Origin of the sequence: Micromonospora sp. NPDC005367 (genome assembly GCF_040606825.1) — a bacterium.
GTDB lineage: Bacteria > Actinomycetota > Actinomycetes > Mycobacteriales > Micromonosporaceae > Micromonospora.
Genome location: NZ_JBEXFP010000030.1, coordinates 52,432 through 77,223, shown reverse-complemented (window position 1 = coordinate 77,223; position 24,792 = coordinate 52,432). Strand labels below are relative to the sequence as shown.

The 24,792-nt window shown below is 72.7% G+C and carries 18 protein-coding genes and 1 pseudogene; 7 read left to right on the top strand and 12 right to left on the bottom strand.

The window, feature by feature from the left end; translation table 11 throughout:
- Positions 1–151 precede the first annotated feature (151 nt).
- The 9 genes and pseudogenes from ABZS42_RS20875 to ftsY all read right to left on the bottom strand — a co-directional run bounded on the left by ABZS42_RS20875 (position 152) and on the right by ftsY (position 11,810).
- Positions 152–1,231 carry an amidohydrolase family protein gene (locus ABZS42_RS20875; protein ID WP_355147636.1) on the bottom strand — a complete coding sequence of 360 codons (1,080 nt, stop codon included), beginning with the start codon at positions 1,229–1,231 and terminating at the stop codon, positions 152–154.
- 119 nt (positions 1,232–1,350) lie between these two features.
- Positions 1,351–2,892 carry a signal recognition particle protein gene (ffh, locus tag ABZS42_RS20870; RefSeq protein WP_355147634.1) on the bottom strand — a complete coding sequence of 514 codons (1,542 nt, stop codon included), beginning with the start codon at positions 2,890–2,892 and terminating at the stop codon, positions 1,351–1,353.
- A 285-nt stretch (positions 2,893–3,177) separates the two neighbouring features.
- Complete coding sequence (locus tag ABZS42_RS20865) at positions 3,178–3,834, bottom strand: response regulator transcription factor (RefSeq protein ID WP_355147632.1); 657 nt, start codon at positions 3,832–3,834, stop codon at positions 3,178–3,180.
- Positions 3,831–4,958 carry a histidine kinase gene (locus ABZS42_RS20860; RefSeq protein ID WP_355147630.1) on the bottom strand — a complete coding sequence of 376 codons (1,128 nt, stop codon included), beginning with the start codon at positions 4,956–4,958 and terminating at the stop codon, positions 3,831–3,833. The genes ABZS42_RS20865 and ABZS42_RS20860 overlap by 4 nt, the downstream gene beginning before the upstream one ends.
- Before the next feature lie 571 nt (positions 4,959–5,529).
- Positions 5,530–7,713: pseudogene (locus ABZS42_RS20855) on the bottom strand ([protein-PII] uridylyltransferase); the annotation flags it as partial.
- 75 nt (positions 7,714–7,788) lie between these two features.
- A complete protein-coding gene (locus ABZS42_RS20850) occupies positions 7,789–8,127 on the bottom strand; it encodes a P-II family nitrogen regulator (RefSeq protein WP_355147648.1) in 339 nt (112 codons plus the stop codon).
- 24 nt (positions 8,128–8,151) lie between these two features.
- On the bottom strand, positions 8,152–9,516 hold the full coding sequence (locus tag ABZS42_RS20845; RefSeq protein WP_355147628.1) for an ammonium transporter: 1,365 nt from the start codon (positions 9,514–9,516) through the stop codon (positions 8,152–8,154).
- A gap of 233 nt (positions 9,517–9,749) precedes the next feature.
- Positions 9,750–10,589 (bottom strand): aminoglycoside phosphotransferase family protein, encoded by an 840-nt coding sequence (locus tag ABZS42_RS20840; RefSeq protein WP_355147646.1) that lies wholly within the window; start codon positions 10,587–10,589, stop codon positions 9,750–9,752.
- Positions 10,590–10,619: 30 nt separating this feature from the next.
- A complete protein-coding gene (gene ftsY / locus ABZS42_RS20835) occupies positions 10,620–11,810 on the bottom strand; it encodes a signal recognition particle-docking protein FtsY (RefSeq protein ID WP_355147626.1) in 1,191 nt (396 codons plus the stop codon).
- Between the two features lie 152 nt (positions 11,811–11,962).
- Between ftsY and ABZS42_RS20830 the strand changes: the two genes are divergently transcribed.
- The 5 genes from ABZS42_RS20830 to ABZS42_RS20810 all read left to right on the top strand — a co-directional run bounded on the left by ABZS42_RS20830 (position 11,963) and on the right by ABZS42_RS20810 (position 17,019).
- The gene (locus ABZS42_RS20830; protein ID WP_355147624.1) at positions 11,963–13,732 is read left to right on the top strand and encodes an alkaline phosphatase D family protein; all 1,770 of its coding nucleotides are present in this window, start codon (positions 11,963–11,965) and stop codon (positions 13,730–13,732) included.
- 25 nt (positions 13,733–13,757) lie between these two features.
- The gene (locus ABZS42_RS20825) at positions 13,758–14,195 is read left to right on the top strand and encodes a MarR family transcriptional regulator (protein ID WP_355147622.1); all 438 of its coding nucleotides are present in this window, start codon (positions 13,758–13,760) and stop codon (positions 14,193–14,195) included.
- A 150-nt stretch (positions 14,196–14,345) separates the two neighbouring features.
- Positions 14,346–15,947, top strand: coding sequence for an MDR family MFS transporter (locus ABZS42_RS20820; protein ID WP_355147620.1), 1,602 nt, complete (start codon positions 14,346–14,348; stop codon positions 15,945–15,947).
- A gap of 10 nt (positions 15,948–15,957) precedes the next feature.
- On the top strand, positions 15,958–16,452 hold the full coding sequence (locus tag ABZS42_RS20815; RefSeq protein ID WP_355147618.1) for a universal stress protein: 495 nt from the start codon (positions 15,958–15,960) through the stop codon (positions 16,450–16,452).
- A gap of 45 nt (positions 16,453–16,497) precedes the next feature.
- Positions 16,498–17,019: a DinB family protein gene (locus ABZS42_RS20810; RefSeq protein ID WP_355147616.1), complete on the top strand. Its 522-nt coding sequence runs from the start codon at positions 16,498–16,500 to the stop codon at positions 17,017–17,019.
- Between the two features lie 215 nt (positions 17,020–17,234).
- Here ABZS42_RS20810 and ABZS42_RS20805 read toward each other — a convergent pair whose 3' ends face one another.
- From ABZS42_RS20805 to ABZS42_RS20795, 3 genes are all read right to left on the bottom strand, one after another.
- Positions 17,235–17,855, bottom strand: coding sequence for an HAD-IA family hydrolase (locus ABZS42_RS20805; RefSeq protein WP_355147614.1), 621 nt, complete (start codon positions 17,853–17,855; stop codon positions 17,235–17,237).
- Positions 17,852–21,448: a chromosome segregation protein SMC gene (gene smc, locus ABZS42_RS20800; RefSeq protein ID WP_355147612.1), complete on the bottom strand. Its 3,597-nt coding sequence runs from the start codon at positions 21,446–21,448 to the stop codon at positions 17,852–17,854. The genes ABZS42_RS20805 and smc overlap by 4 nt, the downstream gene beginning before the upstream one ends.
- A gap of 378 nt (positions 21,449–21,826) precedes the next feature.
- A complete protein-coding gene (locus tag ABZS42_RS20795) occupies positions 21,827–22,021 on the bottom strand; it encodes a hypothetical protein (protein ID WP_076470495.1) in 195 nt (64 codons plus the stop codon).
- A gap of 357 nt (positions 22,022–22,378) precedes the next feature.
- Here ABZS42_RS20795 and ABZS42_RS20790 point away from each other — a divergent pair, with 357 nt between their 5' ends.
- Positions 22,379–23,785 (top strand): CAP domain-containing protein, encoded by a 1,407-nt coding sequence (locus ABZS42_RS20790; RefSeq protein ID WP_355147644.1) that lies wholly within the window; start codon positions 22,379–22,381, stop codon positions 23,783–23,785.
- A 168-nt stretch (positions 23,786–23,953) separates the two neighbouring features.
- Positions 23,954–24,790 carry an endo alpha-1,4 polygalactosaminidase gene (locus tag ABZS42_RS20785; RefSeq protein ID WP_355147609.1) on the top strand — a complete coding sequence of 279 codons (837 nt, stop codon included), beginning with the start codon at positions 23,954–23,956 and terminating at the stop codon, positions 24,788–24,790.
- Positions 24,791–24,792 lie beyond the last annotated feature (2 nt).

The window sequence follows — 24,792 nt, the reverse complement described above, 5'->3', positions numbered from 1 at the left end:
CCGCCCCCCTCCCACCCTCACTCCCCCCTCACTCCCCCCACCCCATCCCCCGCCCCCCGCCCGCGCGATCAAGAGGTTTGCGTCGCCGTGGCGGCGATTCCTGACGCAAACCTCTTGATCAACGCAGCGGTCACCGAGGCCCGGGCGGGGATCAGCGGAGGACTCGGCCGCGGAGGATGATGCGGGAGGGGGTGCGGACGACCGTCAGGTCGCGGCGGGGGTCCTGCGGGTAGACGGTCAGGTCGGCGAGGCCGCCCTCGACCAGGCCGGGGAAGCCCAGCCACTCCCGGGCCCGCCAGCTCGCGGCGGCGAGCACGTCGACGGGGGCCATGCCGGCCTGCTCGTGCAGCAGCAGCATCTCCTCGGCGGCCAGCCCGTGGTCGATGCCGCCGCCCGCGTCGGTGCCCACGTAGATCGGCACGCCCGCCTCGTACGCCGACCGGACCACCTCCGGGAACCGGTCGCGCAGCGCGAGCATGTGGTCGGCGTAGCCGGGGAACTTGGCGCGCGCCTGGTCGGCGATCCCGCCGAAGGTCCGGATGTTGATCATCGTGGGGACCAGCGCGGTGCCCTGCCGGGCCATCAGGTCGATCAGGTCGAGGCTGAGGCCGGTGCCGTGCTCGACCGAGTCCACCCCGGCCCGCACCATGATCTTTACGGCCGACTCGGAGAAGGTGTGCACGGCGGCGCGCGCGCCCGCGGCGTGGGCCGCCTCGACCGCGGCCGTCATCGTCTCCTCGTCCCAGGCCGGGGCGAGATCACCGACCCCCCGGTCGATCCAGTCGCCCACCAGCTTCACCCAGCCGTTGCCGGCGCCGGCCTGCTCGGCCACCGTGGCGGCCACCTCGCCGGCGCCGACCTCCACCCCGATGTCACGCAGGTAGCGCTTGGGCGGGGCGACGTGCCGGCCGGCGCGGGCCAGCCGCGGCAGGTCCGGCTCGTCGTCCAGTTCCGGGTACGGGTACGGGGAGCCGGCATCACGGATGGCCAGCACCCCGGCTTCGCGGTCGACGCGGGCCAGTTCCCGGGCCTGGTCGAGCGACGTGATCGGGGCCCCACCCCGGGCGATGCCGATGTGGCAGTGCGCGTCGGTCAGCCCGGGCAGCACGAAACCGCCGTCGGCGACCGTCTCGGCGCCGGGCACCGGCTCGAAGGTCACCCGATCACCGATCATCCAGAGATCGCGGACCTCGTCGTCGGGGAGCAGCACGCCACGCACATGCAGAGCCATGTGCACAGTCCTACCGGATCGCCGCGCGGTACGCCTCACCGCACCCGCCCCGCCGCTGCGCCGGCCCCGATTCGAGTTCTCGGTGCCCGGCAGCCGGCCCGCCCGTCACCGGCAAGCACTCAACCGCGCTTGTCCCCCTTGCCGAGCTTGTTGAAGTCGATCTTCGGCAGCTTGAAGCCGGGCGGCAGTCCCTGGCTCGCCAGGTCGTTCGGGTCCGTCCCGGCCGGCAGCTGCGGCATGCCGCCCGGGAAGCCACCGGGCAGCCCCGCCCCGGCACGGGGACGCCCGCCGCCCTTCGTGCCCTTGCGCTTGTTCTTCGGGGACTTGGTCGCCTTGCGGCGGCCGCCGGGCAGGCCCATCATGCCGCCCATCTGCTTCATCATCTTCTGCGCGTCGGCGAAGCGGTTGAGCAGCTGGTTGACGTCCATCACCGTGACCCCGGAGCCGTTGGCGATACGCGCCCGGCGCGAGCCGTTGATGATCTTCGGGTTGGTGCGCTCGGCCGGGGTCATCGACCGGATGATCGCGGTGACCCGGTCGAAGTGCTTGTCGTCCAGCTCGGCGAGCTGGTCCTTCATCTGCCCCATGCCGGGCATCATGGCCAGCACGTTGGCGATCGGGCCCATCCGGCGGACCGCGATGAGCTGGTCGAGGAAGTCCTCCAGGGTGAACTGCTCGCCGCCCATCAGCTTGGCGGTCATCTTCTCCTTCTGATCGGCGTCGAAGGCCTGTTCGGCCTGCTCGATCAGAGTGAGGACGTCGCCCATGCCGAGGATCCGGCTGGCCATCCGGTCCGGGTAGAAGATGTCGAAGTCTTCCAGCTTCTCGCCGGTGGAGGCGAAGAGGATCGGCTGGCCGGTGACCTCGCGGACGGAGAGGGCCGCACCACCGCGGGCGTCACCGTCGAGCTTCGACAGGACGACGCCGGTGATGCCCACACCGTCGCGGAACGCCTCGGCGGTACGCACCGCGTCCTGACCGACCATCGCGTCGATGACGAAGATGACCTCTTCGGGCTCGACCGCGTCACGGATGTCGGCGGCCTGCTGCATCATCTCGGCGTCGATACCGAGCCGGCCGGCGGTGTCGACGATGACGATGTCCCGGGCCGCCCGCCGGGCGTGCTCGATCGATTCCCGGGCCACCTGCACCGGGTTGCCGACGCCGTTGCCGGGCTCCGGGGCGTACACCTCGACGCCGGCGCGACCACCGAGCACCTGGAGCTGCCCCACGGCGTTGGGACGCTGGAGGTCGGCGGCCACGAGCAGCGGCTGGTGCCCCTGGGCCTTGAGCCAGCGGGCCAGCTTGCCGGCGAGGGTGGTCTTACCGGAACCCTGGAGGCCGGCCAGCATGATCACGGTCGGCGGCTGCTTGGCGAACTGGAGCCGCCGCCCCTCGCCGCCGAGGACGTTGATCAGCTCCTCGTTGACGATCTTGACGATCTGCTGGGCGGGGTTGAGGGCCTGCGAGACCTCCGCGCTGCGGGCCCGCTCCTTGACGTTGGTGATGAAGCCCTTGACGACCGGCAGCGCGACGTCCGCCTCCAGCAGCGCGAGACGGATCTCGCGCGCGGTGGCGTCGATGTCGGCGTCGGTGAGCCGACCCTTTCCGCGGAGCTTGGTGAAGATCCCGGAGAGGCGGTCACTCAAGGTGTCAAACACGCGAACATCCCGTTTGTCAGTGTTCCGGCGGGCACTTGGCGGCCGACACGCACAAGGACGGCCACCGCAAGGGTAACCGTCCCACCTCCCGGGTGCTTCCCACCGGCCCAGCCCCGCACCCCGCGCCGGGCGCCCCGGCGTGAAGATCGTGCTGTTTCCTGGTTGTAGTGGCATCCATCGCCCGGCAAGGCCACTACAACCAGGTTCGAGCGCGATCTCCGCGAATCGACGGCGACGACGTGGAGCGGTCGGAACAGACGGAAACCGCAACGCCCGGCCGAATGGTCAGAACGGCACCAGGCCCGACTGGTACGCGAAGACGACCAGCTGGGCCCGGTCCCGCGCGGCGAGCTTGACCATCGCCCGGCTCACATGGGTACGCGCCGTGGCCGGGCTGACCACCAGCCGCTCGGCGATCTCCTCGTTGTTCAACCCCTCACCGACCAGCCCCACCACCTCGCGTTCCCGGTCGGTAAGCGCGCCGAGCCGAGGGTGCGGCCGGGGCACCCGGGACGGCCGGGTGGCGAACTCCTGCACCACCCGCCGGGTCACCGAGGGTGACAACAGGGCCTCCCCCTCGGCCACCAGCCGGATCGCGCGGAGCAACTCGGCCGGCCGGGTGTCCTTGGTGAGGAACCCGCTCGCGCCGTGGCGCAACGCGTCGAAGACGTACTCGTCCAGCTCGAAGGTGGTCAGCACGATCACCCGGATGCCGGACAGCTCCGGGTCGGCCACGATCCGGCGGGTCGCCTCGATGCCGTCCACCCCGGGCATCCGGACGTCCATCAGGACCACGTCGGGGCGCTCCCGCCGGGCGACCTCCACGGCGGCCAACCCGTCCGCGGCCTCCCCCACCAGGGTCAGGCCCTCCTCGCTCTCCACCAGGGCCCGCAGCCCGATCCGCACCAGGTCCTGGTCGTCGGCGATCAACACCTTGATCATCGGCGCTCCTCCAGCGGCAGCCTCGCGTGGACCCGGAAACCACCGCCCGCGGCGGGCCCGGCCGCGAACGACCCGCCCAGCGCGGTGACCCGCTCCCGCATGCCGGCCAGCCCGGAACCGGTGGTGGCGGGCCCGCCCTCGGCGACGCCGCGACCCGTGTCGGTCACCTCCACCTCCACCTCGGTCGGGGCATAACGGATCCGCACCGCGGCGGTCGCCGGGCCGGCATGCCGCAACACGTTGGTCAACGACTCCTGGACCACCCGGTACGCGGCCAGGTCCACCGCGACCGGCAGCGCCCGCGGCTCCCCGTCGATCTGAACGGTGACCGGCAGCCCCGCGCCGGCCATCCGGTCCCGCAGCGCCGGCACCTGGCCCAGGCCCGGCGCCGGCGCCCGCTCGGCCGGGCCGTCACCCCGGCGGACCACCGCCAGGGTGACCCGCAGCTCGTCGAGCGCCTCCTTGCTGGTGCCGCTGATGGCGGCGAGCGCGGTCTGCGCCTGTTCGGGCCGCTTCTCCAGCAGGTGCAGCGCGATCTCGGCCTGCATGTGGATGGCGGCGAGACCGTGCCCCACCACGTCGTGCACCTCCTGGGCCACCCGCAGCCGTTCCCCGTCGGCCAGCCGGCGGGCCTCCTCGGCCCGGGCGCGGGCGGCGGACTCCCGGCCGAGCCGCACGGTGGTCCCGACCGCGAACGGCACCACCACCCACGCCACCGCCGGCATCAGTCCCAGCACGCCCAGGGTGCCGGAACCGACGAAGACGTGCACGGCCAACAGCACGAGCGTCGCCGCGGCACCGATCGCCGCCGGTCGCAGGGGGCGGTGCGCGGCGACGCTGTAGACCGCGACGAGCAAGGGCAGCAGGATCGGCCCGTACGGGTAACCGAGCACCAGGTACGCCGCGACGGACAGGACGGTCACCGCCAGCGTGGCGAACGGCCACCGGCGCCGGACGGCCAGCGCCAGCGCGGCGGCCACCACCGGCACGTACGCCGAGCCGTCAACCGTCACGCTCTGTTCGGCGCCGGCCGGACCGGTACCGACCAGCCCGACGACGAGCAGCGCGAGGGCGAGCAGTAGGTCACCGGCGATCTTCCGCCACTCGGGCCGTCTCCGGTCCACGCCGATCCTCCCGTCGAACCCATCGTGCCCACCTGCAGGCGATGCACCGCCGACGCCGAGCAGCGTCCGGCACCACGGCCGGGTGACCCGCCGTGCGTGGCGGGCCGCCCTGCTGCGCCGACCGTCCCGGCAGCGACAACCCGAACAGCGCGACCACCGTCCCCCGCGTCCGGTACGGCAGCGTCAGCGGCGATGGCGTTGAACAGATTCTGCACCCCGGAGCGCCCATACCGACGTCCCCGAGCCTGCCGTCCAGGGTTCCGCGCGTCGGACCCGTGCGCGTCGGCCGGCGGGCGGCTCTTCGACTACGCGCCACGACGTAGCCCACCGCCCTGCGGGCACCGGGCGACAGGCCGGGGCCACCCCACCGAACCGGACGACCTCGCCGGGCCGGGTGAGCCCGCCGGGACCAGCGAGCCGGGCCGGACGAGCCGGGCGGGACGAGCGAGCCGGGCGGGACGAGCCCGCCGGGCCGAGCGAGCAGGCCGGACCGGGCGGGCCTGTCGGGCCGAGCGAGCAGGCCGGACCGGGCGGGCCTGTCGGGCCGAGCGAGCAGGCCGGGCGGCACGGCTCAGACCGCGTCGAGGACTGCGGCCTCCAGCCGGGCCCGGGTCGGATCGTCGGGCCAGCCCCCGACCAGGTAGAAGGTGTCGACCACGTCCCCACCGAGGGTGGCGATGCGGGCGGCCCGGACCTGGGCGCCGGCCTCGTCGAGCGCCCTGGTCACCCGATAGAGGAGCCCGGCGGCGTCGGCGGCGCGCAGTTCCAGCAGCACCGCGCCGGTGGCGGCCTCCCGATGCCAGACCACCCGCGGGGCGGCGTCCGACGTGCGGGCCGCGAGGGCCCGGCCACGTAGGCGCTGGGTGACCGAGACGTCGCCGGCGACCGCCCGGCGCAGGTCGGCGGCGACCGCGATCGGATCGGGTGCCAGGCCGTACCGTGGCTGCACCCGGCATTCGACCAGGACCCGCCCGTCGACGGCCGTGGCGTCCGCCGCGACCACCTCCAGCCGGTGCAGGGCCAGGCAGCCGGCGACCGTGGCGAGCAGACCGCTGTGGTCCGTGGCGGCGACGGCCACCCGGTCGTCGCTCACCCGGATCACCGGCAGCGGCTCGGCCAGCAGCGCCCGGTCCGGCGCCGGTGGGGCCGGCAGGGCACCGGTGTCGAGCGCGGTCCCGACCCGGGCGACCAGCTCGGCGACGAGCCTGCCCTTCCACTGCGACCAGGCGGCCGGGCCGGTGGCCGCGGCGTCCGCCCGGACCAGGGCGTGCAGCAGGTCGAGGGTCGCGGGGTCACCGACGGCCTCCGCCACCCGGGCGATGGTGACCGGGTCGGCGAGGTCCCGCCGGGTCGCCACGTCCGGCAGCAGCAGGTGCAGCCGGACCAGCCTTCCGATCAGCGCCGCCTCCGGCTCGCCCAGCCCGATCCGGGCCGCCACCGCCTCGGCGATCGGGGCGCCCACCGCGCTGTGGTCCTCGGCCTCCGTGGCAGGCCCCGGCCCGGGCAGCCCCTTGCCGACGTCGTGCAGCAGCGCGGCGAGCAGCAGCAGGTCGGGGCGGTCCACGTCCCGGATGTGCCGGTTCGCCTCGCACGCGGTCTGCACCAGGTGCCGGTCGAGGGTGAACCGGTGCACCGGATTGTGCTGGGGCAGGCTGCGCATCCGTGTCCACTCCGGCAGCCAGCGGTCGACCAGCCCGTACCGGTCGCAGGTCTCCCAGGCGGGCACCAGACCGGGACCGGCGCCGAGCAGCGTGATCAGGGCGGCCCGGGCCTCGGCCGGCCAGGGTGCCGGCAGCGGCGGACAGTACGCGGCAAGCCACTCGCAGGTGGCTCGGGCGATCGGCAGCCCGGTGGTGGCCGACGCGGCCGCCACCCGCAGCGACAGGCTCGGGTCCGGGCGGGCGCCGATCGCGGTGCGGGCCAGGACGAGTTCCCCGCCGTGCTCGACCACGTCCCGGGCCACCGGACGGCGTACCTGGCGGGCGCCGCCGGGCCGCGGCCGACCGGTCCGCAGCCGCTCGACCGCGCGGAACGCGTCGTCGAGGGCGTGGCTGACGGTACGGGCGTCGCCGGCCACCCGGCGCAGCAGCAGGTCACCGTCGTGCCCCACACCGCCCGAGCCGAGCGGGGGTTGCCGCAGCCCGAGCCGAGCGGCCACGCCGTGGCGCTCCTGCGCGACCAGCCGGTCCACCCGGCGGCCGGCCTGCTCGTGCAGGGCGTCGCGGACGTCCAGCAGTCGCAGCTGGGCGGCCCGTACGGCGGGACGCAGCGCGTCGGTGACCCCGGCGGACGCGATGGCGTGCAACACGCCCAGGTCGCGTAACCCGCCGGCGGCCTCCTTGACGTCGCCTTCGAGCAGGAAGGCCAGTTCGCCGTGGGCCTGCCAGCGCGCGGCGGTGATCTCCCGCAGGCCGGGCAGTCGACGTACCGCGGTGCGCCGCCAGTGCTCGGCGGCGGCGCCGATGAGGGAGTCGGCGAGCGCCGCGTCGCCGGTGACCAGGCGGGCGTCGAGCAGGCCGAGGGCCACCTTGACATCCTCCCGCGCCACCGAGAGCGCCTCGGCGACGGTACGCACCGAGTGGTCCAGCCTCAGGCCGGCGTCCCAGACGGGGTACCAGATCGAGGCGGCCAGTTCGTCGATGCCGGGGACGCCGGCGTGCAGCAGCACCAGGTCGAGGTCGCCGTGCGGGGCGCACTGCCGCCGGCCGAGCCCGCCGACGGCGACCAACGCCACCCCGGGACGTGGCGGCAGCAGCGCGTTGAGGAACCTGTCGTACCCGTCCGCGCGCTGCCGCCGCGCCTGCTCGCCGATGCCGGAGACGACGACCTCCTACACGGCGTCGAGGCCGCGCTCGCCGGTACGGACCCGGACGACCTGGTCCACCGAGGTCACCCAGACCTTCCCATCACCGATCTTGCCGGTGCGAGCGGCCGCGACGATCGCGTCGACGATCTTCTCGACGTCGATCTCGTCGGTGAGCACCTCGACGCGGATCTTCGGTAGGAACTCGACCGTGTACTCGGCACCCCGGTAGACCTCGGTGTGCCCCTTCTGTCGCCCGTACCCCTGGACCTCGCTGACGGTCAGCCCGGCCACGCCCAAGGCGTGCAGGGCCTCCTTCACCGCGTCCAGCTGGTACGGCTTGATGACCGCGGTCACCAGCTTCATGTCCAACCCCTCCATCCGAAAACGTTAACCGGCGACCTTCTCGCTGACCGGAGTGGCGGTCCCGCCGCCCGGCTCGGTGCCACCGGCCGCGGGCACGCCGATGCCGGCCATCGCGAACGCGCCGCCGCTGCCGCCGGCCGGGGAGAGGTCGTAGGCGCTCTCCGCGTGCTCCGCGATGTCGATGCCGTCGGCCTCGGCCTCGGCGGCCACCCGGAACCCGATGGTCTTCTCGATCAGGAAGGCGAGGGCGTACGCGATCACGAAGGAGATGACGGTGACGATCAGCGCGCTCAGCGCCTGCACGCCGAGCTGGGTCGCCCCGCCGCCGTAGAAGAGCCCCTCCCGGGAGACCAGGGAACTGACCGAGCTGGTGCCGAAGAGCCCGATCCAGAGGCAGCCGATCCAGCCGCCGACGAAGTGCACGCCGACCACGTCGAGCGAGTCGTCGTAGCCGAGCTTGTACTTCAGGGCGATGGCGAGCGCGCAGACGGCGCCGGCCACCAGGCCGAGCAGGACGGCGGCCCAGGGTGCGACGAACGCACAGGCCGGCGTGATCGCGACCAGGCCGGCGATCGCGCCGGAGGAGGCCCCGACCAGCGTCGCCTTACCGTTGCGCAGCCACTCGACGATGATCCAGCCGAGGACGGCGGCGCCGGTGGCGACCTGGGTGTTGAGGAACGCGATGGCGGTGGTCGAGTCGGCGGTCAACTCCGAACCGGCGTTGAACCCGAACCAGCCGAACCACAGCAGGCCGGCGCCGAGCGCCACCATCGGCACGTTGTGCGGCTTCATGGCGTCCCGCGGCCAGCCGACCCGTTTGCCGAGCACCAGCGCCAGGGCGAGCGCGGCCGCGCCCGCGTTGATGTGGACGGCGGTGCCACCGGCGAAGTCGAGCGCGCCGAGCTTCGCGCCGATGAAGCCACCGCCCCAGACCATGTGCGCGACCGGGAAGTAGACCAGCGTCGCCCAGCCGAAGGCGAACAGCAACCAGCCGGAGAACTTCGCCCGGTCCGAGATGGCTCCGCTGATCAGCGCGACCGTGATGATCGCGAACATCATCTGGAACGCCATGAAGACGTAGAGCGGGATGCCTGTCTCGCCCCACAGGTCGGTCTCCGCCATGAACGTCTTGGTGCCGAGATACTGGCCCAGGTCGCCCCAGATGCCGTTCTGATCTTCACCGAAGGCCACGGAGAAGCCGTAGAACAACCACAGGATGGAGATGAGTCCCATCGACGAGAAGCTCATCATCATCATGTTCAGGACGCCCTTGGACCGGTTGAGCCCGCCGTAGAACAGCGCCAGCCCCGGCGTCATGAGCAGCACGATCGCGCTCGAGATCAGCAGCCACGCGGTGTTGCCGGTGTCGATCGTCGGTGCATCAGGCACGCTGGCCTCCTGTAGGTGGTTTTCCCTCCTTCGCGGCTTCCGGGGCAGCGTCGTCCCGTACGCCGGCTGCCGAGAGCCTGCTCGCCTGCTGTTTCACCTGGGGACTCCGGCGGGTTTCCGTTCCGTGACGGGTTGTTTCGTACGTGTCACGGCCGACCTCCGCCCAGGAGGTATCGGCGGTGGCGGATCGAGCCGGGTTCGATCCACCGCCGGAGGATCCTTCCGTGCGCGGCTCAGCGCAGCGCGTACTCCAGCGCGTGCCGCTCGTAGTCGAGCAGCCGCAGGTCCCGCATCGGCCGGCGCAGGTGCCCCTTGTGCACGATCCGCACGAACGCCGGGTCCCCGGCGGCTGCCATCCGGCGGATGCCTTCCACATGGTCGACGATCCGCTTTCGGATGGTGCGGATCAGCCGGTGCCGGTCACGGGGGATCAGCCCGTACGCGTCGGCGAAGAGGCGCAGCCGGCGCGGCCGGTCCGGACGCCTCCAGCCGAGGGTGATCGAGTCCCGGTCGGCGAAGATGGGCACCCAGGTCCAGGCCGCGTACGCAACGTCGTAGATCCGGGCGCCCGGCGAGGCGAGGTCGAAGTCGATCAGACCGAGGGTGCCGTCCGGTCGCCAGATGACGTTGTGCGGGGCGGCGTCGTGGTGGCAGATCACCTCGGTGTCCGGCGGCGGCGGCCCGAACGAGCGCCAGACGGCGTTCTGCGGCGGCACGAATCCGTACTGGGCGTCGTGGAACATCCGCAGCATGGTGGCGACGGTCACCAGCGCCTCGTCGGTCACCCAGTGCGGGGCGAGCGGGTACTCCCCGCACTCCCCCTCCAGGTACGACAGGACCTCCCGGTTGCGCTCGTCCATGCCGAGCGCGCGGGGCGCGCCGGTGAACCCGACGTACTCCAGATGGCGCAGCAGGGCGTGCACCGAGGGGGTCCACGGGCCGGCGTTGCGCCGCACCGTGTCACCGACCCGGACGACGGTGCTCACGTTCCCGCCGTGCAGCGGGATCTCCTGTGACGTCACGTACGGTCTCCCCAGGCGCCGCGAGGAGTGGTTCGGGTCGCGCCAGTCCACGTATGCGCGATCGTCAGTGCCCACCCGAGCCTACGCGTCCCGTGCCGCGGGTTCGGTGCCGAGCAGCGCGTCGACGAACTGGGCCGGGTCGAACGGGGCCAGGTCGTCCGGCCCCTCGCCGAGGCCGACCAGCTTCACCGGGATGCCGAGCTTGCGCTGTACCGCGATCACGATGCCGCCCTTGGCGGTGCCGTCGAGCTTGGTGAGCACCACGCCCGTCACGTTGACCACCTCGGTGAACACCCGTGCCTGCTCGAGGCCGTTCTGCCCGGTGGTGGCGTCCAGGATGAGGATCGTCTCGTCGATCGGGCCGTGCTTCTCCACCACCCGCTTGACCTTGCCGAGTTCGTCCATGAGGCCGACCTTGTTCTGCAGGCGGCCGGCGGTGTCGATGAGCACGGTGTCCACGCCGCTGTCGATGCCGCGCCGGACCGCGTCGAAGGCGACGCTGGCCGGGTCGGCGGCCTCCGGGCCGCGGACCGTCTCGGCGCCCACACGGCTGCCCCAAGTCTCCAGCTGGTCGGCGGCGGCGGCGCGGAAGGTGTCGGCCGCGCCGAGCAGCACGCTCCGGCCGTCGGCGACCAGCACCCGAGCGATCTTGCCGCAGGTGGTGGTCTTGCCCGCGCCGTTGACGCCGACCACCATCAGCACGGCCGGCACGCCGTCCTTGCGGGCGGTCTTCAGGGACCGGTCCAGCGTCGGGTCGAGTGCGTTGACCAGCTCGGCGGCGAGCAGCACCTGCAGCTCGCCGGCGGTACGCGTGCCGAGCACCCGGGTGCGCTCGCGCAGCCGGTCGACGATCTCGCGGGTGGCGTCGACGCCGACGTCGGCGGTGATCAGGCTGTCCTCGATCTCCTCCCAGGTGTCCTCGTCGAGGTGCTCCCGGCTGAGCAGGCCGAGCAGTCCCTTGCCGAAGACGGTCTGCGAACGGGACAGCCGGGTGCGCAGCCGGACCAGGCGACCGGAGGTCGGCTCCGGGACCTCCAGCACCGGCGCCGGAACCTCGACGACGGGTGGCGCCTCGACCAGCACGCCCGTGGAGAGGTCCGACTCCGCTGCCTCGACGGGCGGACCGGTTAGATCCTCCTCCGCCCGTGTGTCGTCCTCCGTCGTCGGCAGCGGTGGCTCCGGGCGGCGGCGCAGGCGCGGCACGACCAACCCGAGTGCGCCGAGGACCAGCACACCGAGCAGGACGAGTGCGATGAGGAGGTAATCCGTCATGCCGAAATCCTGTCAGATGCCGGCGACGACGTCCCAGCCACCGCACCCGGGACCTGTCCGGAGGCGGCGGTAGTCTCGGTCACAGCCAGCAGTGGTGCGACCGCCGGCCGGGTAGGGAAAGATGAAGTTCGCTCATCCCCGGAGGTCCCGCCATGCCTGCCCCCCACCTGCTCATCGGTCCGCTGCTGCGCCGGGTGGTAGGGACACGCGCCACCGTCTGGGTCGAGACCGCCGCGCCCGCCGTGGTCCGCGTCCGCACCGCGCACGGCGCCGGTGGCAGCGCGCACACCTTCACGGCGTACGACCACCACTACGCGCTCGTCGTCGTCGAGGGCCTGGACCCGGAGAGCGCCACGACGTACGAGGTGCTGGTCGACGACGAGGTGGTGTGGCCGGTGGCCGGTTCCGGGTTCCCGCCGAGCGTGATCCGCACGCGGGCCGCCGACGACCGGGACCAGCCGGTGCGCTTGATCTTCGGTTCCTGCCGGGAGACCACCCAGCACGCCACTGCGCGCAAGCTGCCCCCGGACGCGCTGGACGCGTACGCCCGGCGGCTGATGGTCGACTTCGAGCCGGCGGCGCTGCCCGATCTGCTGGTGCTCCTCGGCGACCAGGTCTACGCGGACGTCACGTCACCGACGGTGCGCCGGCTTTTGCGGCGGCGCCGTCGCCGCCCGCGGGGTGCTCCGGCCGACCAGGTGGTCAGCTTCGACGAGTACACCAAGCTCTATCTGGAGTCCTGGCGCGATCCGGAGATCCGCTGGCTGCTCTCCACCGTGCCGAGCGTCATGATCTTCGACGACCACGAGATCATCGATGACTGGAACACCTCGGCGTCCTGGCGGAGCGACGCCCGGCGGCAGCCGTGGTGGGCCGAACGGATCCGCAGCGGGCTCGCGTCGTACTGGGTCTACCAGCACCTCGGCAACCTCGCGCCCGACGAGATCGCCACCGACCCGCTGCACGCCAAGATCGTCGCCGCCGAGGACGCCACCGGCGTGCTGCGCGAGTTCGGCGAACGGGTCGACAAGGAGTCCGACCTCGCGCACGACACCGAGCGGATTTGGTCTTCGGCCCGCGACTACGGGGCTCGCTCCGCTCACTCCTCGCTCGGGCCCGTGCACGCGCGCAGTTATCAGTGGAGCTACGCGCTCGACCTGGGCCGGACCCGGCTGGTGATGCTGGACAACCGGTGCAGCCGGGTACTTGAGCCGGCAAACCGGGCGATGCTGCCGCCCGGCGAGTGGTCCTGGTTCCTCGACCAGGCGCACGGCGTCTACGACCACCTGGTCGTCGGCGCCTCGCTGCCCTGGCTGCTGCCGCCGGGCATCCACCACGTCGAGGCGTGGAACGAGCGGCTGGCCGACTCCCGGCGGCCCTGGGTCGCCCGCGTCTCGGAGAGGCTGCGTCGCGGGCTGGACCTGGAACACTGGGCCGCGTTCCGCCGGTCGTTCGAGGCGCTCGGTGCGACGTTCGCCCGGATCGGCAGCGGCAGCCCGGGCCGCACGGGCGACCGGGTGGGCGCCGGGCCGGCGTACGCCCCGCCGGCATCGATCAGCGTGCTCTCCGGCGACGTGCACCACTCGTACGTGGCGCGCGCCCGGTTCGACGACCCCTCGGTCACCACGCCGGTGCACCAGCTCACCTGCTCCCCGATCCACAACCAGGTGCCGGCCGCCATGCAGCCGCTGATGCGGATCGGCTGGTCCCCCGGCCCCGCCGGGGCGGCCTGGGCGCTGGCCCGCTCGGCGGGCGTACGCAGCCCGGGCGTGCGCTGGCGCAAGTTGGCCGGTCCGTACTTCGGCAACGCCGTCGCCACTCTCGTGCACCGGGGGCGGGACGCCGAGGTGACGATCGAGGGCACGACGAGCGACGGTCACCTGCGACCGGTCATGCGCCAGCGGCTCACCGACGCGGCCTGACGGTCGGCCCCGTACCCTCTAGGCCGTGGACGAGCACCTGGAGACGCTGCGGGCGGTCGAGCACGAGCTGACCGCCCTGCTGCGACGCGGTCGGGCGGTTTCCTGGGAGGTCGCCCGGGAGGTGCACCAGAATCTCGAACCGAACGCCTACGGGCTGCTGCTCTGGCTGCGCCGGTGCGACTCGATCCGGCTCACCGACCTGGCCGGCCGGCTCGGCATCGGCAAGGGCACGTTGAGCCGGCAGATCCGGGCGCTGGAGGAGATCGGTCTGGTGCGCCGCACACCGGACCCGACCGACCGGCGCGCCTCCCAGTTGAGCCTGACCGAGGAGGGCCGGCAGCGCTTCGACGCGGCGCGGACCGCGCGGATGGATCACATCCGTCGGGTGCTGGAGAGCTGGCCGGATCGGGATGTCGCGGAGTTCGGCCGGCTGCTCGGTCAGTTCAACGACGCCTGGTCCTGATCTCGAGGGAAGGGGAATATCGGATACGTCCGACTGGTTGTTGCTCCAGGCAACCAAAGGTTGCCTCAGGCAACTCTCCCTCGGACCGACCTCGGCGCCACCCACGCCGAACGTCTTTCCCCGCCCTCGACCAGCCCGGAGGCTGCAACGATGAGTCAGGCGACAGCGCCCCCACCAACGACCGCCCTGAACATGTCCCACCGACAGGTACTGGAGGCCCTCTCCGGCCTGCTGCTGGGGATGTTCGTCGCGATCCTCTCCTCGACGGTCGTCTCGAACGCGCTGCCGCGGATCATCACCGACCTGGGCGGCGGGCAGTCCGCGTACACCTGGGTGGTCACCGCCGCACTGCTCGCGACCACCGCAACCACCCCAATCTGGGGCAAACTGGCCGACCTGATCAGTAAGAAGGCGCTGGTCCAGCTCGCCCTGCTGATCTACGTACTCGGGTCGGTGCTCGCCGGCGCCGCCCAGGGCACCGCCGAACTCATCGCCTGCCGGGTACTGCAGGGCGTGGGTGCCGGTGGCCTCACCGCCCTCGCCCAGGTGATCATGGCGACGATCATCGCGCCGCGCGAGCGGGGCCGGTACAGCGGCTACCTCGGCGCCGTGATGGCCGTCGGCACGATCGGTGGCCCGCTCGTGGGTGGCGTGATCGTCGACACCTCGTGGCTCGGCTGGCGCTGGTGCTTCTACGTCGGCGTCCCGTTCGCGGTGGCCGCCCTCGTCGTGCTCCAGAAGACGCTGCGCCTGCCCGTGGTGAAGCGCAAGGCGCAGATCGACTGGTGGGGCGCAACGCTGATCACCGCAGCCGTCTCGGTGCTGCTGATCTGGGTCTCCCTCGCCGGCAACCAGTTCGCGTGGATGTCCTGGGCCACCGTGGCGATGGTGGGCGGCGCACTGCTGCTCGGCGCGCTCGCGATCCGGATCGAGACCCGCGCCGCCGAACCGATGATCCCGCCACACCTGTTCCGTTCCCGGACCATCGCCCTGGCCACCGTCGCCAGCGTCGCGGTCGGTGTCGGCATGTTCGGCGCCTCCGTCTTCCTCGGGCAGTACTTCCAGCTCAGCCGCGGAGAGAGCCCGACCATGGCCGGCCTGATGACGCTGCCGATGATCCTCGGCCTGGTGGTCTCCTCCACGCTCTCCGGTCGGGTGATCAGCCGGACCGGCCTCTGGAAGCGGTACCTGGTCGCCGGCTCGGCCCTGCTCACCGTCGGCTTCGCGCTGCTGGGCACGCTCCGCGCCGACACGAACTTCGCGCTGCTCAGCTGCTACATGGCGCTGGTCGGCATCGGACTCGGCATGACCATGCAGAACCTGGTGCTCGCCGTGCAGAACACCGTCCGCCCACACGAGCTGGGCGCAGCCAGCAGCGTGGTCGCATTCTTCCGCAGCCTGGGCGGCGCCGTCGGAGTCTCCGCGCTCGGCGCGGTCCTCGCCCACAACGTGAAGGACTACCTGGCCGACGGCCTCGCGCGGCTCGGGGTCCCGGCCGCCGGCTCCGGGGGCGGCGTCCTGCCGGACGTGCACGCGCTGCCCGCCCCGATCCGGGCGGTGGTGGAGGGTGCGTACGGCCACGGCGCCGGCGACATATTCCTCGCCGCCGCACCCTTCACCCTGCTCGCGCTGATCGCGGTGAGCTTCATCAAAGAGGTGCCCCTGCGCCGGCACAACGACGACGTGCCAGTTGTTGACACGGAGAGGAAACTGACGGTGGCCACCGCCACGCGTACCGACGAGCAGAGGTGAGGGAGAGGTCATGAGCGTCGGAGCCCCCGATCGTGAGCAGTACGGCCCGCAAGCTCAGCCGCGGCCGTTCGAGCGTGGAACAGACGGTCCGCGGGTGGTGCTGGTCGGCGTGGACGGCACCCGCACCTCGGAGCGGGCCGGCTGGTACGCGGCCGGCCTGGCCCGCCGGCAGGGCGCCTCGCTCGTGGTGGTCTTCGTCAACGCCCCGAACGGTCTCGTCGCGATGATGCCCGGCGTGGACGCCGCCGCCATCCAGCGCAGCCAGGACGAGCTGACCGCCGAGCTGCGCAAGGACATCAAGCGCGCCGCACACGAGCTGGGCCTGCCGATCACCTTCGAATGCCGGCGCGGCGACCCGTACAACGAACTGCGCGACGCAGCCGACGAGTTCCAGGCGGACATGGTCGTCGTCGGCGCGTCGGAGCAGGCCGGTCACCGGCTGGTCGGCTCGGTCGCCACCCGACTCGTCCGCACCGGGCGCTGGCCCGTCGTCGTGGTGCCCTGACAAACTCGCTGGCCCGTTCCCAGGGGTCCGGAGAGGATAGCCGGCATGACTTGGACCGCACCGGCCGTCGCCCGGACCCCTGAGATCACCGTCGGCGACGAGCGCGCCATGCTCGACAGCTGGCTCGACTACCACCGGCAGACGCTGCTGCTCAAATGCGCGGGGCTGACCGCCGAGCAACTGGGCACGGCCAGCGTCGAGCCCTCCGGGCTGACCCTGCTGGGGCTGGTCCGCCACCTGGCCGAGGTGGAGGCGTGGTGGTTCCGGGAGAACTTCGCCGGCGAGACGGTGGACTACCCCTACTTCACGCCGGACAACCCGGACGCCGACCACGACGTGCGCCACGCCGACGCCGAGACCGACCTCGCGACCTTCCACCGCGAGGTCGAGCTGGCGCGGGCCGCCGTGGCCGGCCGGACGCTCGACGAGACCTTCATCGAGGTGAGCCCGAAGCGGCGCACGTTCAACCTGCGCTGGGTCTACCTGCACATGATCGAGGAGTACGCCCGGCACAACGGGCACGCCGACCTGATCCGCGAGCGGATCGACGGCGTCACCGGCGACTGAGGCCGGTCACCGGGCCGGCCGGCCCCAGGGCACGGGTGTACCCGGCAGCGAACGCCTCTACCGGGGCGGACCTGCGACAGCGTACGGCCACCGCCGTCGACGTGCGCGGCGGCCAACTGGGCGCTCGACGCCGCCGCGCCCACCCCACCGTTCACCGTGACGGAGGTGCCGGGCTGAGCTGATCCGCTCCGGCCGGCACCGCCGCCGCGGTCGGTTCAGTAGTCCAGCGCGGCTCTCATATAGCGCAGGTCACCGTGGCCGGTCCAGCGATGGGCGGAGAGCCCGGCCGCGCGGGCGCCGCGTACCGACCAGTCCTCGTCGTCGATGAAGAGCACCCGGCCGGGCGGGGTGGCGACGGCCTGGCAGGCGGCCTGGAAGTACTCCTTGGCCGGCTTGTTCACGCCGAGCCGGTACGAGCTGACCACCGCGTCGAACTCGCCGGCCAGATCGAGCGCGGCGAGGTCGTCCTCCAGGCGGTCCGTCGCGTTGGTGGCCAGACCGACGCGGATGCCGCCGGCCCGGGCGTCGCGGAGGAAGTCGAGCAGGTCGCTGTCCACCTCGCCCCGATAGCTCTGCCACTCCTCGACCGCGGCCCGGGCGCGTTCCGCGTCGCCGGCGGGTTCCGTCAGCGCGTCGGCCACGCTGGTCATCCAGTCCGCGTGGCTGACCTGCCCGGTGAGCACCGGCTGGAGCCGCCCCCACTGCATGGCGATCTCGAGGAGCACGCCCCCGGCCAGGCCGTAGCGCTGCTCCACCCCGGCGGCGACCGCCGGATCCCAGCGTCGCAGTACGCCGTCGAAATCCACCAGGAGCGCCTTCGCGCGTTCCCGACTCACCCGTTCTTCTCCTGCCCGTCGTCGGCCCGGTTGAGCCGCTGGCTGATCACCTGGGTCACGCCGCCGCGCATGGTCACCCCGTAGAGCGCGTCGGCGATCTCCATGGTCCGCTTCTGGTGCGTGATCACGATCAGCTGGCTCTTCTCCCGCAACTGGGCGAGGAGCGTGATCAGCCGGCCGAGGTTCACGTCGTCGAGGGCGGCCTCCACCTCGTCCATGATGTAGAACGGGCTGGGCCGGGCCCGGAAGATCGCCACGAGCATGGCCACCGCGGTCAGGGACCGCTCACCGCCGGAGAGCAGCGACAGCCGCTTGATCTTCTTTCCCGGCGGCCGGGCCTCCACCTCCACACCGGTGGTGAGCAGGTCGTCCGGTTCGGTGAGCACCAGTCGGCCCTCGCCGCCGGGGAAGAGCACCTCGAAGACCTGCTCGAACTCGCGGGCGGTGTCGGCGAACGCGCTGGCGAAGACCTCCAGGATCCGGTCGTCGACGTCCTTGACCACGGTGAGCAGGTCCCGGCGGGTCGCCTTGAGGTCCTCCAACTGCTCCGAGAGGAACTTGTAGCGCTCCTCCAGCGCCGCGAACTCCTCCAGCGCCAGCGGGTTCACCTTGCCGAGCAGGGCCAGCTCGCGCTCCGCCTTGGCGGCTCTCTTCTCCTGCACCGGGCGCTCGTAGCGGACCGGCTCCGGCACCGGCAGGCCGTCCCGCTCGGCGGCGGCCACATCGGCCTGGGTGGGCGGGACGAGCTGTCCCGGCCCGTACTCGGCGACCAGGGTCTCCACGTCCAGGCCGAAGTCCTCCGCCGCCTTCGCCTCCAGCTGCTCGATGCGCAGCCGTTGCTCGGCGCGGGTCACCTCGTCCCGGTGCACCTGGCTGGTCAGCCGTTCCAACTCGGCGCCGAGCCGCTTGGCCGCGCCGCGTACCTCCTGGAGCTCCGCCTCCCGCGCGGCCCGTTCCCGCGCCACCTCGTCGCGCTGCTCCTCGGCCGCGGCGATCGAGGTGGTCAGCTGGGCGAGGGCCGCACGCGCGCCCCCGGCGACCGCCCGGGCGATCGCCGCGCCCCGGGTCCGGGCGGCGCGCCGGGCCGCGGCGCGCTCCCGCGCCGCCCGCTCCGCCGTGGCCTGCCGGAGCAGCGAGTCGGCCCGGCCGGAGATCGAGGCGACCCGCTCCTCGGCGGTACGCACCGCCAGCCGGACCTCCATCTCGTTCTGCCGGGCCTGGGGCACCATCGCGGCGAGCTGGTCCCGCTCCTCGGTGGAGGGCTCGGCGTCGAGCGGGGTCTCCTCGGCCAGCCGGAGCCGCTCCTCGAGCTCGGCGAGGGCCAGCAGGTCCCGCTCCCGGGCCGCCTCGGCGCGGGCCCGGGACTCGCCGAGGCGCTCGCACTCCGCCTTCGCCGAACGGGCCGCCGCACCCAACTCGGCCAGCCGCCGAGCGGCGGCGTTGCGGTGGCTCTCCGCCTCCCGTTTGGCGGCGGCGGCGTGCTGCACCACCTCCTTGGCGGCGGCCACCTCGGTCCGCGCCTGCGTCAGCTGGTCCCGCAGCTCGGCCGCGGTCTGTTCGGCGACTGCCCGGTTCGCCCGGGCCTCCTCGACGGCAGCCTGCACCTCGATGTAGCTGGGCGCCTTCGCCGACCCGCCCGCCGCCGCGTACGCCCCGACCACGTCACCGTCGGGTGTGACCGCGCGCAGCTCCGGGTTCCCGGCCACGACCTCGGCGGCCGCGCCGAGGTCGTCGACCAGCACCACGTCGCGCAGCGCCCGGTGTACCGCCGGCCGCAGCTGTTCGGCGCACTCGACCAGGTCCGGCGCCCAGCGCACGCCGTCGGGCAGCTTCGGGCGCAGCGCGTCGGCCGGGCCGTCCATACCCGGGCCGGCGGGGCTGCCGACCAGCAGGCCGGCCCGACCGGCGTCGGAGATCTTCAGCAGCCGCATCGCCTCCACGGCCTCGTCCACCCCGGTCACCGCGACCGCGTCGGCCAGGCCGCCCAGCGCGGCGGCGAGCGCGGCCTCGTGGCCCGGCGCGACGGTGAGCAGACCGGCGAGGCTGCCGAGCAGGCCCGGCACGTCGCCGGCCCGGGCGAGCAGGGCACCCGCTCCGTCCTTGCGCCGCAGGCCGAGGGCGAGCGCCTCCTCACGTGCCTTCCAGGTGGCGGCGTCCTTCTCCGCGGAGCGCTCGGCGTCCGTCAGGGAACGAACGGCCGCCTGGGCCCGCTCATGCGCGGTCACCGCTTCGGCGTGCCGCTCGTCGAGGTCGGCGTTGTCCCGGTCCGCCTCGGTGGACTGGGCGGCCACCGCGTCCAGGTCCGCCTGGGCCTTCTCGGCCCGGCCCAGCGCGTCGGCATGGGCGGCGGCCAGCCGGTCGATCTCCTCGCCGCCGCTGGTGGTCCGGGCCCGGGCGGAGTTGACCTGACCCGTGAGCCGCGCCAGCCCTTCCCGCCGATCCGCGATCGCCTTGGCCCCCGCGACCAGTTCCCGCTCGGCGGCGGCGAGCTGCCGCTCCAGCTCCTGCCGTTGCTCGACGGCCTCGGCGAGCCGGATCTGGTCGTCGGTGAGCGCCCCGCGCAGCTCCTCCTCCTGCTCGCGGACCCGCTCCGCCTCCGCCTCGAGCTGGTCCGGGTCACGGCCCGGGCGCTCGTCGTCCGGGGCCGCGCTCAGATGCCGCAACCGCTCCAGAGCCAGCTGCTCGATCGACCGGAACCGCTCCTGGAGCGCGGAGAGCTTGTACCAGGTGTCCTGCGCCGCGGCCAGCAGCGGGGCATCCTCGGCGAGGGCCGCCTCCAGTTCACCGAGGCGTCGCTGGACCTCGGTGTGTTCGGCCTCGACGTACTCGCGCCGCTCACGCACCGCGGTCTCGTCGGCGATCTCCTTGTCGAGGGTGGTGCGGAGCGTGGCGAGGTCGTCGGCGAGCAACCGCAACCGAGCGTCGCGCAGGTTGGCCTGGATGGCGGCGGCGCGCCGGGCCACCTCGGCCTGCCGGCCCAACGGCTTGAGCTGACGGCGCAGCTCGGTGGTGAGGTCGGTGAGCCGGTTGAGGTTGGTCTGCATCGCGTCGAGCTTCCGCAGCGCCTTCTCCTTGCGCTTGCGGTGCTTGAGTACGCCGGCCGCCTCCTCGATGAAGGCCCGCCGATCCTCCGGTTTGGCGTGCAGCATGCCGTCGAGCCGGCCCTGACCGACGATGATGTGCATCTCCCGGCCGATGCCGGAGTCGGAGAGTAGCTCCTGGATGTCGAGCAGGCGGCACGAGTCGCCGTTGATCTCGTATTCGCTCTCGCCGGAGCGGAACATCCGGCGGGTGATGGAGACCTCGGTGTACTCGATCGGCAGTGCGCCGTCGGTGTTGTCGATGGTCAGCGTGACCTCGGCCCGGCCCAGCGGCGCCCGCCCCGCGGTGCCGGCGAAGATGACGTCCTCCATCTTGCCGCCGCGGAGCGCCTTCGCGCCCTGCTCACCGAGCACCCAGGCGATGGCGTCGACGACGTTGGACTTGCCGGAGCCGTTCGGACCGACCACGCAGGTGATCCCCGGCTCCAGCTTGAGCGTCGTCGCGGAGGCGAAGGACTTGAATCCCTTCACCGTCAGGCTCTTGAGATACACCTTCTCGATCCTCGTCCGGTGGCCGCCGTACCGTCGCCGCCTGCGCGGACCTGGTGAACTCGCAGACTAACCCGGCAGACCCGGAGCCCTGCTACGCGACCCGCCCCAGCGACGTCGCCGTGCGGACCCGGGTCGGCTCCCCGGCGCGGAGATCCTCCGGTAGCCCGACGCCCGGTATCCGTCGACAAACACAAACGTTATTCGCGCCGGGGCGGAATCGACGCACCGTTTCCCTCGGTGACGATCGAGCCACTCAGCGGAACGCCGACAAGATCGAACAATGGGCGGCCGGGAAAGACGCGGAGACAAAGCTGCGCGCCGGCACAGATGTGTCGGCGCGCTTTTTGCGTGGTGCGATTCAGTTTTCCGACGCGATGATCAGGTGAGCGCGGGCTCGGCGAGCCGGAGCAGATCGTCTGCCTCGTTCGCCGCGGCGGCGAGCCGATCATTCTCGGCACGCAGACGCGTGAGCTCGAACTCCAGTGCCTGAACCCTGGCACGCAGTCGGGTGACCTCGTCGAGCAGACGCCGGTCGGGCGCTGCACCTACGTGGCCGTAGAGGGCCTTCGCCATGTTGACTCCTTGATATGCGCTGCCGGAAAGGCCGGCCAACGCGCGCCCATGTGTTCGCGACTACCATTCCAGGCTGTATCCGGGCATGGCCGGGCGCGACTGGCGACACCTATATATTGAGCCGCAAACCCCCTTGTCGTCAAGTTTTCGCAGGCCGTAGATCATCTCCACGTCGACCTGTCCACTCGTCGGGGGGCTGCCACGAGGCACGGACACGCTCTGTCCGGACGCCTTAACAGTACGCCCGCGATGGCGGGAAGTACGCCCACGGGTGACCGCTATCCCCTTAACTCTTTCTTAGCCACGTTGCCGCAGGTCCAGGGCACCCGTAGCGTCAGCGCGGCCCGCAACCGACCCGTGGAGGCGACAGGCGTGTACGGCTGGACCGACCCGAACGACCCGGAAGGCGCGAAGCGACGCCCGGAGCCACCCGCCGACGGACCGGCCTGGCTCACCGACCGTCCCGCCCCCCGATCGGCATACCTGTTCGGCGACGACCCCGAGGCACCGGCCGACGCCCGGCACGACGAGCGTCCGCCGGACACCCGGCACGACGAGCGTCCGCCGGACACCTGGCGTGATGACCAGCCGACGAGCGCATGGCGCGACGAGCCGACCGGCCGATGGGCGAGCGAGCCGGTGCCACCGGTTGAACAGTCGTCGGACGCCCACCGCGCCCTCCCCACCGACGGCTGGTCCGCAGCGGACGCTTCCTGGTCCGCGCCGCACCACGGCTGGTCGGCGCAGGAGCCCGGTCACCGGCCGACGGAACAGACCGGCGGATGGCGTTCCGCCGAGCGGCCCGGCTCCGACGGGGCGACCGACGGCTGGTCCCCGAGGTACGCCGCCGAGCAGCCGGCGTACGGCGTACGACCGGACCGGTGGGACGCCGACCCGACCGACCCCCGGCGGCCCGCCGTCGACGACACCGCACAGCTGCACCCGGTCAGCGCGGACGAGCCCGACGGCCGGCCGCGCAATGCCCCCGCCCAGACGGCGCCCGAGGGGCGGCACCGTTCCCGGCGTCGGATTCCCCGCCCACTGCTCATCGGTGGCGCCGCGGCCGCCGCCACCCTGGTGGTCAGCCTCGGCGTCGGCGCGATCACGCTGCCCGGTGGAGGAGGTGGCGAGGTCGACGCGACAGCGGTGGACGACACCGTCGCCGCCGCGCCGGTCGTACCCACCGACGCGGCGTCGGCCCCGGCAACCACCTCCGCCTCCCCGACCGCCTCGCCGAGCACGGTGCGGCCCACTCCCTCGGCCAGCCGGACGACCCGGCCCACCCCGTCGCAGGCACGGACCACGGCACCCTCGCGGCGCAGCGTCGAGCGCAGCAGCACACCGAGCGGCGGCGGTGCCACCAACCCCCCGAGCGGCAACGTCAGCGCGCAGGCGCGCGAGGTGGTCGACCTGGTCAACGCCGAGCGCGCCAAGGCGGGCTGCAAGGCGCTGAGCATCGACGACAAGCTGATGACGGCGGCCCAGCGGCACAGCCAGGACCAGGCCGACCACAAGAACATGTCGCACACGGGCAGCGACGGCAGCGACCCCGGCGACCGGATCGAACGGGTGGGCTACCAGTGGCGCACCTATGGCGAGAACGTGGCCTGGAACCAGAAGACCCCGGCCGCCGTGATGGACGCCTGGATGAACAGCCCCGGACACCGGGCCAACATCCTGAACTGCGCGTTCACCGAGATCGGTGTGGGGATCGCGAGCAGCAACGGACCGTACTGGACGCAGGTCTTCGCCGCGCCGCGCTGAGCGCCGCAGGGGCCGCGCGCGACGCTCCGCTCGGCTGGGTGGGGCGTCGCCGCGCGAACCGGCGAGTCGTCCTCGGGTCCGTGCTCGTTCACCGGGTGAGGTACGCCGGCATGGGGCGGCGTACCGGTGCGGGCGGCGAGGGCGCCGTCCGGGACCCGGGAGCTGCCGATGCGGATCCGGCTGCGACGAGGCGCCGTCCGACTGCGCCGAGTGCTGTCCACCGGCGCCGCGCTGGCCCTGCTGGTCCCGGTGTGCGCCTGCCGGATCGAGCTGACCCCGCCCGGGTCACCGACCCCCTGGCCGGCCGCGTCGGCCCGCCACTGGCAGTGGCAGTGGCAGCTCAGCGGGCCGGTCGACCCGGACGTGGACGCGGATGTCTTCCTGCTCGACGCGGTGCACACCACCTCGGCCGAGACCGCCGAGCTGCGCACGCGTGACCGCCGCCTCATCTGCCAGGTCCACGTCGGCTCGGTGGACACCGACGATCCGGACGCCAGTCGCTTCCCGGCGGGCGTCCAGGGCGCGACCGGCCACCGCGCACAGAGCCGCTGGCTGGACGTACGACGGTGGGACCTACTCGAACCGGCGCTGGCCGACCGGTTCCGGCTCTGCCGCGGCAAGGGTTTCGGCGCGGTGGCGCTGGCCGACGCGGACGCCTACCTGTACCGCTCGGGATTCCCCCTCGGCTTCGACGACCAGCTGCAATTCAACCGCCGGGTGGCCGGGCTGGCCCGCTCGCTGGACCTCTCCCCCGGGCTGATGAACGACGTGCCGCAACTCGCCGCGCTCGCCCCGGACTTCGACTTCGCCGTCAACGAGGAGTGTGTACGGCTGGCCCAGTGCGGGAAGCTGCTGCCGTTCGTCGACGCCGGCAAGCCGGTCTTCCACGTCGAGTACACCGGCACGACGGAGGAGTTCTGCGTCACCACTGTCGGCTACGGCTTCGCCTCGATGCGCAAGCAGCGGGCCCTCGACGCCTGGCGGGAGCCGTGCGCGCTGCCTTGACC